Source organism: Geobacter argillaceus, assembly GCF_007830735.1.
Lineage (GTDB): Bacteria > Desulfobacterota > Desulfuromonadia > Geobacterales > DSM-12255 > Geomobilibacter > Geomobilibacter argillaceus.
This window is the reverse complement of record NZ_VLLN01000017.1, coordinates 21,324-35,654: the sequence shown is the minus strand read 5'-3', so window position 1 is coordinate 35,654 and position 14,331 is coordinate 21,324. Positions and strand designations below refer to the sequence as shown.

Sequence of the window (14,331 nt, the reverse complement as noted above, 5' to 3'; positions counted from 1 at the left end):
TCATGGAGGGGCGATCCTTGTGATCGCCCTTCAGGTGGGTAATTACGAGGTATACCCCTACGAATACCGCTTCTGCCTGCCGAAATAGCGGGCCGCCAGGTTCAGGGTGAACATGATCCCGACGAGGACCAGCGCACCGGCCCAGGCCAGGCGGTGCCAGTCTTCGTAGGGGGCGATGGCGAAACTGAAGATCTGCAGCGGCAGGGCCGCCATCGGTTCGGTCAGTTTCCTGCTCCAGAACTGGTTCCCCAGGGCGGTGAAGAGGAGCGGCGCGGTCTCGCCGGCAACCCGGGCGATGGCCAGGAGAACGCCGGTGATGATGCCGGTCCTGGCGCTGGCCAGGGTGACCTTGAGGGTGGTGCGCCAGAGCGGGACCCCCAGTGCCAGTGATGCCTCCCGCAGTGTGCCGGGGACCATCTTCAGCTGCTCTTCGGTGGTCCTCAGCACGATCGGGATCATGATCATCGCCAGGGAGACGGCGCCGGCCAGGGCGGAAAACCCTTTCATCGGCACCACCAGCAGGGTGTAGGCGACCATGCCGGTGATGATGGAGGGGATGCCGGCCAGGACGTCGGCGGAAAAGCGGATTGCCGTTGCCAGGCGGCTGCCGCCGAACTCGGTCAGGTAGACCGCTCCCAGTACCCCCACCGGCAGGCCGATGCAGCCGGCCATGGCGATCATCACCGCCGAACCGATCAGGCCGTTGGCCATGCCGCCGCCCGCCTCGCCGGTAGGCTTGGGGATCTGGGTGAAAAAGTCGAAGGAGAGGGAGCTGGCCCCCATCTTCAGGATATGGAGGAATATGATCCCGAGCGGCGTGAGCACGGCGATGGTCGCCGCGACCATGAGCAGGGTCATCAGCAGGTTCTTTACCGAACGGAAAGGAGACGAGAAGGTCATGCATGGCCTCCGGTTCTGCCGCGGGTCACGCTCCAGATGAGCAGTCGCGCCATGATGTTGATTAACAGGGTGATGACCAGCAGGATCAGGCCGATCTCCATCAGTGCCGACGAGTGTATCTTGGAGGAGGCCTCGGCGAACTCGTTGGCGATGACGCTCGGCATGGTATAGGCGGGTGAGAGGAGCGACAGGGAGATCTGCGGCGTGTTGCCGATGACCATGGTTACCGCCATGGTCTCGCCGATGGCCCTTCCCAGGCCGAGGATGACGGCGCCGAGGATGCCGGAGCGGGCATAGGGGAGGAGCGCCACCCGCATCATCTCCCAGCGGGTCGCACCCAGGGCGTAGGCCGCTTCCTTCTGGCTCCCCGGTACGGCAAGGAGCACCTCCTTGGTGATAGAGGTGATGATCGGGACGATCATGATCACCAGGATAAAGACCGCCGCCAGCATGCTCACCCCGTACGGCGCCCCCTGGAAGAAGGGGAGAAAGCCGAACTTGTTGATTAAAAACGGTTGGACGGTCTGCTGCAGCCAGGGCGCCATGACCAGCACCCCCCATAGGCCGTAGATAACGCTGGGGATGGCGGCCAAGAGCTCCACCAGGGCTGCCACCATGTTTCCCAGCCTGCTGGGGGCGATTTCGGTGACGAAGAGGGCCGTGCCGATGGACAGCGGGGTGGCGAGCAGGATGGCCAGGATGGACGAGACGACGGAGCCGTAGATGTAGGGGAGGGCGGCGAATTCCCCCTGGACCGCATCCCATTCCTGGCCGCTGATGAAGCGCCAGCCGAACTTCCGAATGGCCGGGAGGCTTTCCCTGACCATCTCCCATCCCATCAGGATCAGGATCAGAATGATGCTCGCCGCCAGCAGGAACGTCACCCCCTTGAAGATGAAATCACCCTGGCTATGGGCGCCGTTATTGCGTGTCCGACCGGAAGAGTTTTCTTTCACGACGGTCCCCTCCGTGAGCGTCTCGACTCTTTCGCAGGTTTCAAGGTCATTCACAGTGTAACCTTTCCGTAACAATTGGCCAGGCGGAAAAAAAGCCCGGGCACGACCCATGCCCGGGCTGTCCATGAGGAATCGCAGACTAGAACTTGATCCCTTTGATGGTCGTTTCGACCATCTTGACGACGTTTGCCGGCAGCGGGGCGTACAGGAGCGGGGTTGCCATCTTCTGGCCGTTGTGCAGGCTCCAGTTCAGGAACTCCACCAGCTTCTTCCCTTTAACCTTGTCCTTCTGCTGTTCGTAGACCAGGAGCCAGGTAAAGCCGGCGATCGGGTAGGTCTCCTTGCCCGGCTGGTTCACCAGGGAGATCCGGTAGTCAGCCGGCATATGCTTGGCTGCGCCGGCGGCGGCCGCGCTGGTGCTCTTGATGGAGGGGAGTACGAAGTGACCGTCTTTGTTCTTCAGCGCGGCGAACGGCAGCTTGTTCTCGATGGCGTAGGCCAGTTCCACGTAGCCGATGGAGTTCTTGGTGGTCTTGATCTGTCCGGCGACCCCCTCGTTACCCTTGCCACCCAGACCGATCGGCCATTTTACGGATGTTCCCTTGCCCACCTTCTGTGACCACTCGCTGCTCACGTTGGAAAGGTAGTCGGTGAAAATGCTGGTGGTGCCGCTGCCATCGGAGCGGTGCACGACCACGATCGGCTGGCTGGGGAGGTTGACCCCTTTGTTGAGCGCCACCAGCCGGGGATCATTCCACTTGGTGATCTTGCCGAAATAGATGTCGGTAATGAGGTCGGAGGTGAGATTCAGCGGCTTGCTCACGCCGTCGAGGTTGTAGGTGACCACCACGGCCCCCATGACGGTCGGGATATGGATCAGCTTGCCCGGGGCAGCCTTCAGTTCTTCATCGGAGAGCGGCTTGTCGGATGCGCCGAAATCGACGGTCTGTGCCGTGATCTGCTTGATGCCGCCGCCGCTGCCGATGGACTGGTAGTTGAATTTCACGCTCGGATCGATCTTGGCGTACTCGCTGAACCATTTGGAGTAGAGCGGGTAGGGGAAGGTGGCGCCGGCGCCGTTGATCAGGCTTTCGGCGCTGGCAAGGCTGGAAATGGCCAACAGGCCTGCTGCCATGAATGCGGTAATCTTCTTGAGCATCGATGTTCTCCTTTTGATTGTGTGAACATTTGTGATTTCCAGACTATAGTCCGTAAATGTTACAGATGTGTTACGAGCGTGACAAAATATTGTGAATTTGCCTGGCTGGCAATTTCTCCATAGTGGCGACTAACGAGAGAATCGATCATGGTAGGCTGAGCGATTTTCCGCTCGGGGTCGGAGCGTCTCGTCGGAGGCTGTCGGGACAGGTACGACAAGCCCGATTCTCGTCCCCTGACCGGGGCTGCTCGATATGGTCATCCTGGCGCCGATATGGATGGTGTCCAGAATGAGGGAGTAGAACTGGGTGAGGCTGATTACCTTGTTCTCGGCCCGCTTTCGGGTGGTGACGTCGTGCAGTGTTCCCAGCAGCCGGGGAATGGGAAAGCATAACGACCGGTTCATCATCGTCCTCGACATCGACAAGGTGTTCGACGAGGAGACCATGGGAGGGATGCTGGAACTGCTGCCGGAGGCGGTTAACGGCTGAGGTTGTTCCCGTCCGGCGGTTGGAACTGTTCAGAGACGAAGAGGCCGTCCCCGTGGGGGTGACGGCCTCTTCGTCTAGCCGCTGCGAAATCAGGACTACTGCTCGATTTCCGCCTCTGTCGCCGTGAGAGTGGTGCCGCTCAGCGACCCCTTCGCCTTGACGACCGTCGTCCCCGGCTTCACCAGGGTGAAGAAGGTTGTTAACACGACAGGGTTCCCAGTGGCATCCTTCAGAGAAGCGCTGCCGATGTTGACCGTGATGCCGAGGATCGTGAGGGTGTTGGCGGTGGTGTTTGCCGCCGCTACCGGCCCTTGAACGATAATCACCGCGCTCGCTTTCCTACGCTCGATTTTGGTGGCGATGACACTGCCGCTGCTGTTCACGAAGCCGACGATCTCCAGGTGATCGTTGACGGCGATGTTGGCGAGGCCGAAGCTTACCACCGGCGTCTTGCCGCCGCTGTTGTCGCTGTCCTTGAAGAGTGTGCCGCTGTCCACGCTGACGGTCACCCCGTTCAGCTTGATGGAACTTGTGCCGATGTCAGCGGCTGCCGCCACGTTTCCCTCCAGTTTCACGTTGTTTTCCTGCTCCAGCTTGATCTTGCTGGCGACCAGGACGCCGTTCTTGAAGGTCCCTTCCACCTCGACCTTGATCCCATTGCCAAGGCCCGTCGTGGCCATTCCGTTCGGATCGATCGTGACGCCGTTCACTACGAAGCTGGTGGCCGTGAAGCCGCTGATGATCCCCTCCACCTCCACATGCTCGTCCTCGGCAGGTTGCAGTTCGGTTTCGACCTCAATCGAACTGGCAGTGATGGTGGTGCCGGAGCCGGACGTCTTCACCTCCACATTCATGCCGACGGCAAAGTTGGCGGGAAGGGTGACCGTGCCGATGGTGACGATGATCGGCACTGTCGAGTTGGTGGGGGTCATGGTGAAGGTCGCTGCACCGCTGGTGTAGGCCGTGACTTTCCCCTTCAGCTCGAACGTAGATATGCCGGTCTTCCGCTCGATACGGGTGGCATTGATCACGCCGTTGTTGTCAGGAAGGCCGCTGACTTCGACCACGTTGCCGACTACCAGGTCGGTGAAGAGGATCTGGCCGGTAACGCTGTCCTCGATAATGGTTGCGGGACCTGCCTTGACGGTCTGTCCGAAGACCTTGAAGGTGCTGTTCACCGCATCAATGCTTCCCGCATCGATGATCCCTTCCATGTTGTTAGCGAATTCGATCTTCGTCGCCGTGCCTGTGGCACCGTTGACCGAACCCTTGATCCTGACCACCATGCCGACCTTGACGCCCGAGTCATCCCCCTTGGTTTTGGCAGAGTGTTCGACCGTCACGTCCGAGGACGATGTGTCGAACTTGACCCCGTTGACGGTTACGCTTCCTTTGGCAGTTACGACCCCCTTGGAAAAGCCGCTTACCGGGGTTGTTCCAGCTCCCCCTCCGCCGCTACAACCGGCGATGGCGAGGCTTAAGAGCGCTACAGCTACTGATGTCAGTATCCCTGAGCGTTTCATGGTTGCTCCTCCTCTTCCCGATCGTTGGATCGCTTGGTTGCAGGGCCTCCAGCTTCGATGAAACCTTGAAAATGCGACAGCCGGGTCGCCGGAACTGTCATGATCGTTCGGCAACCCGGCTGTCTGCGTGAGACCCTTGGGCTTTCCGCCCCACCCTCGCGGGTGGTTTGGTCTTGTCGCGCTTCATTGAAAGATTTTGCTTGTACAAATTATCTCACATTTTTTGTCCGTATCAAGTCCCTCCTGTGAAACGCGGGAAAGGTCCCTCATGCACCAACTCGGCATCTTTTCACCCTCAAAAATATGTTCAGCGCATTCCGTTCAGGAGCAGCACCCGCTGCCGACCCGACGGAGCTTCCGCTCCTGAAGCCATTCATTGATCAATCCCGAGGCGCAGCCGACGCCTGAATCGACCGTAATGGCGGCTGCCGGGCAGTTCCGCGCGCAGGCGCCGCACTCCATGCAGGCATCCCGGTCAATGATGCGGGCCTCTGTTCCGTCAAGGGCAAATACCCGGTGCGGGCAGACCTCCAGGCAGCGGCCGCACCCCACACAGACCTCCTGCCGAAGTGCCAGTGTCGTTACACCCGACAGATACCGATATCCTTTCATCGACTCATTCTCCTTCCTCTACAGGAATCTGCCGGCCAGCACCAGGGCAAGGCTGACGGCAAGGGCGACCCCCATGGCCGGCAGGGCCAGGCGTATCTCCTTTTTCACCCCGGAGCGGGAGGTGTAGGTGCTGCAGCCGGTGAAATTAAGTGTGTAGAAAGCGCTCACCGCCGTCAGCGCCAGGAAGGCGGCCAGGCTGACCGGTACGCCCCAGGCAGCGCCGCCGGCGAGCTGAAACCAGACGAAACTCCAGCCAAGCCCGGCAATTCCCCCCTTGACGGCGAAGCTCCGACCCGGCAGCCAGGGGAGGAGGAGCGGGCCAGCCACGATCCCGGTCAGGACGGAGCCGATCCAGGCGATGAGCGCTTTGATACCGGCTGCATCCCCCCCGAGGATGAGCGCGGCCAGGAAGATGAGTCCGCCGATGAGGGTAATCGATTTGAGGGCCAGCACCAGCTCCACCGGGATCAGTACCAGCCGTTCCCGCAGAGAGAAGGTCAATTCCCGCATGGCCGGTGTCGTGACCATGCCGTTGTCCAGGTAGGCCGGCAGGTCAGCGGCCCGGATCGTGGCATACCGCACCGTGAAGCCGGTTTGCTTTTGCACCTCGTGGGCTGCTACTCCCGGCGCGCCGAGGATCGGCAGGAGCAGGTGGCGGTGATTGACTACCGTTGCCAGACCGGTTGCCGCGACCCTCTTCACCAGTTCATCGGTTCCAAAGGTCCCTTTCCCTGCCGCACACCAGACATTGATCCCGAAGGTCTCCAGCACCATGAGCCAGACATTGCGGCCGGCCAGTGCCCGGCGGACCATGTCGTAACTCATCTTGTAGTTGGCCGTCACCACTACCGGGTCGTCCGGTGTGGGGGTGCCAACAGCGTAGAGCCCCGGCGGAACCATATACTCCATCCGCCCGATTCCCCAGCGGGTCTTGCAGGTGCCGAGACGGTCGGCAAAACGAAGCTCCGTCGCTATCCGCGGCACGCGGCCGGCCCTGGTCGGTAGCCAGGAAAGAAATCCGGGAACCGTTTCGTCAATTGTTCCGCCGCCGGCGGAGGTAGGGGGGCCTCAGCAGGGGGGCTTGTTCGGGTCGTTATCCGCAGTAGGGACACAACCGGTGTTCACTGGGGCGCATTCCGCTTTTGTGATCGTTCTGATTTCCCGTATCTTCATGACGACTCCTTACTGCTGTTACTTGCAACATGCAATGTTTTGTCCTGCTGCCCATTGCAGCAGCCAGCCTTGGCCACCGCCTCGTTCAGCAGACCCAGCGACCTGACAACGGTCTCCCGCTCGAAAGGGGTCATACTTGAAAATATCCGCTTGATCCTGCCGGACATATAGAGATCGATCTTCTCCAGCACCTGCAACCCCTCGCTGGTCAGGCCGAGCAGGCTCACCCGCCGGTCGTCCGGCGATGCCTGCCGGGTCACGAGCCCTTTTGCCTCCAAGGTCTTGGCCTGTCTGCTGAAGGTGGTGATGTCCATTCCCAGCTCCTCAGCCACCCGCTGCATGGAGGGATTTTCCGTCCTGCGGATCTCTAACAGGATGTGGCTCTGGACCATGGAGACCTGCTCTCCACAGCACTCATCGCAGCACTCCGCATTCAGCAGGCCGAAACGGCGGACAAATATATGAAGCATTTCTCTGACAGATTCCATGTCATTTCTCCTGACGAAAGCGTAGACATTTTAATTGCATATTGCAACTAAAATATTGACTCGGTTCGCCCGCAGCGATTATGCTGCGGGCGAACTGCTTGCCGCTTCATTCTTGCGAAATCACAGATTGCTACCCGGATCATTGGGGTTATCAAATTGGGGAGGGCAAAAAGTTCTCCCCCAGGAGGGGGGAATGTCGAGTAGCCAGGTTCCGTTTTAGTACGTCGAGCAAACGTAAATATTTGTTGCCCATCGTTATGCGGATTTGGTATATCCAGATTCAGGGTCTTCTGACAATGATGAACAATACACCTGACGTACGTGCTCCCATGACCGAAAAACTGCACCATGACATTACCGGCGTCATCCTGGTCGGCGGCAAGAGCCGCCGGATGGGACAGGACAAGGCGTTTCTGGAGGTCGACGGGAAGCCGATCTTCGAGCGGGTGTTGGAGGCATTCAGGGAGAGCTTTGCCCGGATCGTTCTGGTGGGGGACCGCGAGGAGCGCTTTGCCGGTTACGGTCTCCCGGTCCTGCCCGACATCTATCCCGGCAGCGCCCTGGGGGGAGTCTATACCGGTCTCCACCACGCGGCAACGGAGTACATTTTCGTCTCCTCCTGTGACATCCCTTTTCCGAACCGTGACGTGCTCCGTTACCTCTGCTCCCTTAGAAACGGCTACGATGCCGTTGTCCAGGCCAATGCCAACGGTTACGAACCGCTCTTCGCGCTTTATTCAAAAAACTGTCTCGAACCGATCAGAGCCCTCCTGGATAGTGGCGACTTCTGCGCCTACGCCTATTATCCACAGGTCCGGGTCAGATATGTCCCGTATGAGGAGTTGGCCCATCTCGACCGGGACGGCAGGGCTTTTCTGAACATCAATACCCCTGAAGAATTTGCCAAGCTCAAGGAGGAGTCATCATGTCCGTCAAAGTAGTTGCCCTTGTGGCCAAGTCCGGAACCGGCAAGACCACCATGCTGGAGAAGGTCATCCGTGAACTGAAGATACGGGGCTACCGGGTCGGGGCCATCAAGCACGATGCCCACCGCTTCGATATCGACAAGCCGGGGAAGGATTCGCATCGGATTACCGCTGCCGGAACCGACACCATGCTCATCTGTTCGCCGGAAAAGCTGGCGCTGGTGAAGCAACACGCGGACGCGCCATCTGTGGAAGAGCTCCTGGAAACCTATTTCCAGGATGTGGACATCGTCCTGACCGAAGGATTCAAGAAGAGTTCCCTGCCCAAAATCGAACTCCACCGTCGGGAGCGGAGTGCCACCCTGATCTGCCGGGGAGAAGAATACGATCCGGCACTGATTGCGGTGGCCAGCGACGAACAACTGGAACTGGATGTGCCGCTGCTCGATCTCAACAATGTCGAAGAAGTTACCGATTTCATCGAGGCACGGTTCCTGAAATGAGCGAAGCCGGGTCGGAATTGCGGGTCCGCTCCAAGATCTGGCTGGAGGTCGACGGCAAGCCGGTGTTCGGCCGTGGGCGGGACGAACTGCTGCGCCTGATCAAAAAGACCGGTTCGATCAATGCCGCGGCAAAAGAGATGGGCGTCCCCTATCGTAAGGCATGGACCTATATCGATGCCATGGAGAAGCGTCTGGGGTTCCCCCTCGTGAACCGCCTGAAGGGTGGGGCCGGTGGCGGTGAATCGTCCCTTACCCCACAGGCGGAAACGCTCCTGCAGAAATTCGATCGTCTGCAAGAGGGGTTCAATGAGATGGTGAATTGCAAGTTCATGGAACTCGACTTCTGAGAAGTTGAAGGAGGAATCCTGATGATCAGCATTGAGGAAGCGCAACGGACCATCCTGGAACAGATCACGCCGCTGGAGACGGAAAAGGTCTCCTTGTTCCAGGGCCTTAACCGGGTCACCCCGGAAGAGCACATTGCCCCGTGGGACATTCCGCCCGCCGATAACTCCGCCATGGACGGGTTCGCATTCGCCCATGCCACGTTGGACGACAGCCGCCTGAAGGTCACCGGCTTTCTGCCGGCCGGAGAGGTGTACCGTGCTCCGGTACCTGCCGGCGAGGCGGTCAGGATCATGACCGGTGCAGTTGTCCCGCCGGGGTGCGATACGGTAGTCCCCATCGAGGATGTGACGGAGGATGGCGAATGGATACGCCTCACTTCGGTAATCAGGGCGGGATCCCATGTCCGGGAGCGCGGTGAAGACATCCGGCACGGCAGTACCGTGATCCCTGCCGGGTCGCTCCTTCGCCCCCAGGAGATCGGCATGCTGTCGGCCATGGGAACGACCTCTCTGGCAGTCTATCGCAAAGCCAGGGTGGCCATTCTCTCCACCGGCGACGAACTCCTGGAGCCCGGTTCGACGCCGTTGCCGGGGAAGATCATCAACAGCAACAGCTACAGCCTGGCAGCCCAGGTGCTGGATACCGGCGGCGACCCGCTACTCCTGGGGATCGCCACGGACACCCTTGATGCCACCTGCGAGAAAATCAGGGCCGGTCTGAACGCCGATTTTCTGGTCATCACCGGTGGTGTTTCCGTGGGAGACCGGGATTTCGTCAAAGTTGCGATTGAAAAGCTGGGGGGACGCATCACCTTCTGGAAGGTCGACATGAAACCGGGCAAGCCTTTGGCGTTCGCCATGCTGCAGGGTAAGCCGGTCTTCGCCCTGCCGGGCAATCCGGTCGCGGCCATGGTCTCGTTCGAACTGTTCGTGCGGCCGTCGCTCCTCAAGGCGATGGGGCATTGGCGGATATTCCGGCCCAAGGTCAGGGCTGTCCTGCAGGAGCAGGTGACGAATACCGGGGCGCGGCCCCACCTGATTCGGGGCATCGTCTCGGCGCACGACGACCGTTATCATGTCTCGACCACCGGCAATCAAAGCTCCGGTCGCCTCTCCTCCCTTATCCAGGGAAATGGTCTGATCCGGCTGGCTCCCGATACGTCTTACGCCAGGGGAGATGAAGTCGAAGTTCTGCTGCTGGACAGGGGATTCGAGCTTGGGGAAGCATGACGCTGCTCTTGGGTGGGAGCGCATTACCCTGTCAGCTTCTTCACGAAGGCGCGAATCCTTTTCGCATTAGTCCCCACGTCACTGATCCCCACCCGCGACACCGAGCGAATATCAACCCGCGACCTATTCCCCGCCGGCGCGACCCGGATCACGATGTCGTCCTTGAAGCCGAACCAGAAGGTGGTGGCCGTGGCCTCTATCCTCCCCGCAGCCGGGACAGTGGCAACGACCTGCCATCCCAGGGCACGGGCTGCGCTGAGTGCCGCCTCGAAGGCCTGTGCCTGTGGGTGTTCGAGGATGACGGTCTTGATGTCAGGATAGGCCCGGCGCTGCAGGGCTGCAACCTCAGGCCCGCCGTATGTTGCCGGATTGGCGGCATCCGCCCGCAACGGGAGAATTGCGACGAAGTCGGGTGGGTTGGTGGTGTCAGTGGTGATGTCGTGAATCCGGGGGAGCCGCCCGGCTTCGAGTTTCCAGGCCACGGGGATGGCGGTAATGAGCAGGCCGCAGATCATTGCCACAAGGGCCAGGATAAATCCGGCAAGGCGCCGACCGCGGAACGAGAGCAGGGCTGCGACGAGCGCTATCAGGAAGGCCACGGCGCCACAGTAGGAGCCGTACCTGAGCAGGTCGAAACCGGTGCGGAAATGCCACAACCCCAGGCGGGTGCCGAACCCAGCAGCTACGAGCAGGATGGCGGCGACAAGGACGAGCAGTATGCCGGCCACGGGGAGGGCGGCACCTCTCCGTGTGTCCGGGCGTGTCGGTACGGTAGGACGATGTTCTGCCATGAGGATCACCTCCGGTCAGTTCTGATCAATACTCCAAGCAGGTAAAGCACTATCGCCAGGTTCAGCACGAGCACAGTCACCCGGGGCCAGGTCGCTTCCCGGAGCACTTCGTACAACTCGACCGGTATATACATGCCGCCGGAAAGAAAGCCGAACCATTCGGCCCAGCGCCGCTTCAGCCAGAGGCCGACTGCCTCGGCAAAACGTATTGCCGAGTAGAACAGTGCCGCCAGGGCCAGTGCCCAGAGCTGCGGGTCGGTCACGCGGTCCGCAGCATCCAGGAAGATCCGGGGATAGTGTCTGGCCGGGTTGAAATGAAGGTGCCGGACCAACTGCTCGGCAACCTGGTGCACATCCCTATGGATCAGGGCCAGGAGCCCGAGGCCGGTCACCAGGACCAGCGCCCCCTTGGCACCCTCGAAGAGCGCCACTATCTGCAGTGCACGGCCGGATGGCTGCTTTTTCTTTGCCGATCTCTTTCGCATAGCCTTTACTTGGATTTTACCGCTGGTGGGCGTGGTGCGCATCATCTCCCCTGCATATTTGTCTCTGGCGGACTCGTGGGCTGCTGCAGGTCGGTGAGATGGGCATGAAGGGGTGAGGGGAGGCAATCCTACAGATACGGCAGCAGTTTTTCCCTTTCCAACGGTTTGGATAAAAAGGCGATAACCCCCAGATCGGAGCAGATTTTTTTGTCCTGCGGATCCTCGGAAGAGGAGAGTGCAAAGACCTTGAGCATTTTCGTCCGCTCGTTGCTGCGCAGCTGTTTCAGGACTTCGAGGCCGTCGATCTTGGGCAGCCGCAGGTCGAGCAGCAGGATATCCGGCAGGAATGGTTCCTGCCCGGCGGATGGCGGACTGCCGAACAGCAGGGTCAAGGCTTCAAGGCCGTCATGGGCAACGGTCACATGGGTGAGTCCGGCTTTGCCGAGCGACCAAAGGGCGAGTTCCTCATCGTCACGGTTGTCTTCGACCAGAAGGACGTACAGGTCGGTCATGGTATCACCCCCCTGTCTTGTCTTGGTTGGTGCTAATATTAGCACGGTGGCGCAAAATTACAATTGCGGATATGGCAGCACCGGAGATCCATGCCCCCAGTCCGGAACGGAAGTGCGCCTTCAATTGGTCAGTCCTTGTTCCGTTGACAGTCGTAGCACTGCGGATAAACTCTTTGCAGTAGCAGTTCCTATGATTCAGGGATAAGGACAACGGACATGCCTGATGAAGTACTTGCCACGTTCACCACCCGCCGCCTGAGCATCCTCGACGAGAACGGTCAGGCGGATGAGTCGCTCATACTCCCCTATGCCGATGACGAGCTAAGCCGCGCCTACGAGCTGATGGTGCTGGCGCGGATCTTTGACGAGCGGGCACTCTCCCTGCAGCGGGAGGGGCGGCTCGGCACCTACCCCCCCATCAGGGGGCAGGAGGCGGCCCAGGTGGGGAGCGCCCTGGCCCTGGCCCCCGAAGACTGGGTCTTCCCGGCGTTTCGGGAGATGGGGGTCTTTCTAACCCTCGGCTATCCCATCCAGCAACTGTTCCAGTACTGGGCCGGTGACGAGCGGGGTCAGCGGGCGCCGGACCGGCTCAACATCTTTCCCGTGTGCGTCGGTGTTGGCGCCCAGATCACCCATGCCGTGGGTGCCGCCATGGCGGCCCGCTACCGGAAAGACCCGGTGGCCGTGGTCGCCTACTTCGGCGATGGCGCCACCTCCAAGGGGGATTTCCACGAGGGGTTCAACCTGGCCGGCCTCTTCCGTCCGCCGGTCGTTTTCATCTGCCAGAACAACCAGTGGGCGATCTCCATCCCGGTAGCGGGGCAGACCGCGAGCGGGTCCCTGGCCCAGAAGGCCATCGCCTACGGGTTCGAGGGGATTCAGGTGGACGGCAACGACCTGTTCGCCGTGCACCGGGCCACCAAGGAGGCGCTGGATAAGGCGCGCAGCGGCGGCGGTCCCACCTTCATCGAGTGCCTCACCTACCGGATGGCCGACCACACCACGGCCGACGATGCGGCCCGCTACCGCCCTCCCGAGGCGGTGGCCGCCTGGGCCGCCCGGGACCCGATCCTGCGGCTGGAGCGCTTTCTTGCTTCCCGCAGCTTCTGGAGCGAAACGTTCCGGGCGGATGTCCGGGCCAGGGCAACGGCCGCCATCGACGGGGCCGTGGCGGCCATGGAGGCGATCCCGCCTCCCTCTGTCGCCGAGATGTTCGCCCACACCGCCGCCTCCCTTACCCCGCGGCAGGCCGGGCAACTGGAGGGACGCTGACATGGCGAAGCTCACCATGGTACAGGCCATCAATCTGGCCCTGCAGGAGGAGATGGCCCGGGACGACCGGGTGGTCGTGCTCGGCGAGGATGTGGGGCGGGACGGCGGGGTCTTTCGGGTTACCGAGGGGCTCTTTGACCGGTTCGGCAGCGAGCGGGTGATCGATACTCCCCTGGCCGAGTCGGCCATTGTCGGGGCCGCCATCGGCATGGCAGCCTACGGTCTCAGGCCGGTGGCGGAAATCCAGTTCATGGGGTTCCTGTATGGTGCCTTTGACCAGTTGTTCTCCCATGCTGCCCGGCTCCGCGCCCGTTCCCGCGGCCGCTTCACCTGCCCCCTGGTGGTCCGGACCCCCTACGGTGGCGGGATCAAGGCGCCGGAGCTGCACGAGGAGAGCACGGAGGCGTTCTTCTGCCATATGCCGGGGATCAAGGTGGTGGTGCCATCCGGGCCGTACACGGCCAAGGGGCTGCTCCTGGCGGCGCTGCGCGATCCCGATCCGGTCCTCTTCCTGGAGCCGACCCGGCTCTACCGGCTCATCAGGGAAGAGGTGCCGGAGGGGGAGTACACCGTCCCGCTCGGCAAGGCCCGGGTGGTGCGGGAGGGGGCCGGGGTGACGGTCATCGCCTGGGGGAGCATGCTGGAGCGGGTGCTGAAGACGGTTGGGCCGTACGATGTCGAGGTGATCGACCTCCTGACCCTGAATCCGTTCGACAGCGCGACCATCCTTGCCTCGGTCAGGAAGACCGGCCGGGTGGTGATCGTCCAGGAGGCGGTAAAGACCGGCGGGTTCGGTGCCGAGATCGCCGCCACCATTGCGGAGGAAGCGATCCTATCCCTGCGGGGACCGATACTCCGGGTGGCGGCGCCGGATGTCACCATGCCGCTGCCGAAGCTGGAGGACAGCTATCTGCCGACTGTGGAGCAGATTACCGGCGCCATTGACGACGTGATGAGGTACTGA

The 14,331-nt window shown here is 61.2% G+C and carries 17 protein-coding genes and 1 riboswitch; of the genes, 7 read left to right on the top strand and 10 right to left on the bottom strand.

What is annotated here, in order from left to right:
- Nucleotides 1-57: 57 nt before the first annotated feature.
- The 3 genes from pstA to pstS all read right to left on the bottom strand — a co-directional run bounded on the left by pstA (nucleotide 58) and on the right by pstS (nucleotide 3,015).
- Nucleotides 58-900, bottom strand: a complete 843-nt coding sequence (pstA, locus tag JN12_RS13400) for a phosphate ABC transporter permease PstA (protein WP_145023560.1) — start codon at nucleotides 898-900, stop codon at nucleotides 58-60.
- Complete coding sequence (gene pstC, locus JN12_RS13395; RefSeq protein ID WP_246125863.1) at nucleotides 897-1,856, bottom strand: phosphate ABC transporter permease subunit PstC; 960 nt, start codon at nucleotides 1,854-1,856, stop codon at nucleotides 897-899. Before pstC ends, pstA begins: the two co-directional genes overlap by 4 nt.
- A gap of 139 nt (nucleotides 1,857-1,995) precedes the next feature.
- Complete coding sequence (pstS, locus tag JN12_RS13390) at nucleotides 1,996-3,015, bottom strand: phosphate ABC transporter substrate-binding protein PstS (protein WP_145023556.1); 1,020 nt, start codon at nucleotides 3,013-3,015, stop codon at nucleotides 1,996-1,998.
- Between the two features lie 307 nt (nucleotides 3,016-3,322).
- Between pstS and JN12_RS13385 the strand changes: the two genes are divergently transcribed.
- Nucleotides 3,323-3,505 carry a hypothetical protein gene (locus tag JN12_RS13385; RefSeq protein ID WP_145023554.1) on the top strand — a complete coding sequence of 61 codons (183 nt, stop codon included), beginning with the start codon at nucleotides 3,323-3,325 and terminating at the stop codon, nucleotides 3,503-3,505.
- A 95-nt stretch (nucleotides 3,506-3,600) separates the two neighbouring features.
- Here the strand turns inward: JN12_RS13385 and JN12_RS13380 are convergent, their stop codons facing one another.
- The 4 genes from JN12_RS13380 to JN12_RS13365 form a co-directional block, all read right to left on the bottom strand.
- A complete protein-coding gene (locus tag JN12_RS13380; protein WP_145023552.1) occupies nucleotides 3,601-5,028 on the bottom strand; it encodes a DUF5666 domain-containing protein in 1,428 nt (475 codons plus the stop codon).
- A 106-nt stretch (nucleotides 5,029-5,134) separates the two neighbouring features.
- A riboswitch (cyclic di-GMP riboswitch) is annotated at nucleotides 5,135-5,210 on the bottom strand.
- Nucleotides 5,211-5,349: 139 nt separating this feature from the next.
- Nucleotides 5,350-5,640, bottom strand: a complete 291-nt coding sequence (gene hgcB, locus JN12_RS13375) for a mercury methylation ferredoxin HgcB (RefSeq protein ID WP_145023550.1) — start codon at nucleotides 5,638-5,640, stop codon at nucleotides 5,350-5,352.
- Between the two features lie 18 nt (nucleotides 5,641-5,658).
- On the bottom strand, nucleotides 5,659-6,813 hold the full coding sequence (gene hgcA / locus JN12_RS13370; RefSeq protein ID WP_250697402.1) for a mercury methylation corrinoid protein HgcA: 1,155 nt from the start codon (nucleotides 6,811-6,813) through the stop codon (nucleotides 5,659-5,661).
- On the bottom strand, nucleotides 6,810-7,301 hold the full coding sequence (locus JN12_RS13365; protein ID WP_145023547.1) for a MarR family winged helix-turn-helix transcriptional regulator: 492 nt from the start codon (nucleotides 7,299-7,301) through the stop codon (nucleotides 6,810-6,812). The genes hgcA and JN12_RS13365 overlap by 4 nt, the downstream gene beginning before the upstream one ends.
- Before the next feature lie 329 nt (nucleotides 7,302-7,630).
- Between JN12_RS13365 and mobA the strand changes: the two genes are divergently transcribed.
- From mobA to JN12_RS13345, 4 genes are read left to right on the top strand one after another with little or no spacing between them, the layout of a single operon-like run.
- Nucleotides 7,631-8,242, top strand: a complete 612-nt coding sequence (gene mobA / locus JN12_RS13360) for a molybdenum cofactor guanylyltransferase (RefSeq protein WP_145023545.1) — start codon at nucleotides 7,631-7,633, stop codon at nucleotides 8,240-8,242.
- Nucleotides 8,227-8,730, top strand: coding sequence for a molybdopterin-guanine dinucleotide biosynthesis protein B (mobB, locus tag JN12_RS13355; RefSeq protein ID WP_145023543.1), 504 nt, complete (start codon nucleotides 8,227-8,229; stop codon nucleotides 8,728-8,730). The genes mobA and mobB overlap by 16 nt, the downstream gene beginning before the upstream one ends.
- Entirely contained in the window at nucleotides 8,727-9,077 is a 351-nt protein-coding gene (locus tag JN12_RS13350) for a winged helix-turn-helix domain-containing protein (protein ID WP_145023541.1), read from the top strand. Before mobB ends, JN12_RS13350 begins: the two co-directional genes overlap by 4 nt.
- Before the next feature lie 21 nt (nucleotides 9,078-9,098).
- Nucleotides 9,099-10,307 (top strand): molybdopterin molybdotransferase MoeA, encoded by a 1,209-nt coding sequence (locus JN12_RS13345; protein WP_145023539.1) that lies wholly within the window; start codon nucleotides 9,099-9,101, stop codon nucleotides 10,305-10,307.
- Between the two features lie 23 nt (nucleotides 10,308-10,330).
- On the opposite strand, the gene JN12_RS13340 is transcribed toward JN12_RS13345, so the two are convergent.
- The 3 genes from JN12_RS13340 to JN12_RS13330 all read right to left on the bottom strand — a co-directional run bounded on the left by JN12_RS13340 (nucleotide 10,331) and on the right by JN12_RS13330 (nucleotide 12,095).
- Nucleotides 10,331-11,098 carry a DUF1499 domain-containing protein gene (locus tag JN12_RS13340; protein ID WP_145023537.1) on the bottom strand — a complete coding sequence of 256 codons (768 nt, stop codon included), beginning with the start codon at nucleotides 11,096-11,098 and terminating at the stop codon, nucleotides 10,331-10,333.
- Between the two features lie 5 nt (nucleotides 11,099-11,103).
- On the bottom strand, nucleotides 11,104-11,583 hold the full coding sequence (locus JN12_RS13335; protein ID WP_145023534.1) for a DUF2127 domain-containing protein: 480 nt from the start codon (nucleotides 11,581-11,583) through the stop codon (nucleotides 11,104-11,106).
- A 128-nt stretch (nucleotides 11,584-11,711) separates the two neighbouring features.
- Nucleotides 11,712-12,095 (bottom strand): response regulator, encoded by a 384-nt coding sequence (locus JN12_RS13330; protein ID WP_145023532.1) that lies wholly within the window; start codon nucleotides 12,093-12,095, stop codon nucleotides 11,712-11,714.
- Between the two features lie 216 nt (nucleotides 12,096-12,311).
- On the opposite strand from JN12_RS13330, the gene pdhA reads away from it, so the two are divergent.
- Entirely contained in the window at nucleotides 12,312-13,367 is a 1,056-nt protein-coding gene (gene pdhA, locus JN12_RS13325) for a pyruvate dehydrogenase (acetyl-transferring) E1 component subunit alpha (RefSeq protein WP_145023530.1), read from the top strand.
- Between the two features lies 1 nt (nucleotide 13,368).
- Nucleotides 13,369-14,331: an alpha-ketoacid dehydrogenase subunit beta gene (locus JN12_RS13320; RefSeq protein WP_145023528.1), complete on the top strand. Its 963-nt coding sequence runs from the start codon at nucleotides 13,369-13,371 to the stop codon at nucleotides 14,329-14,331.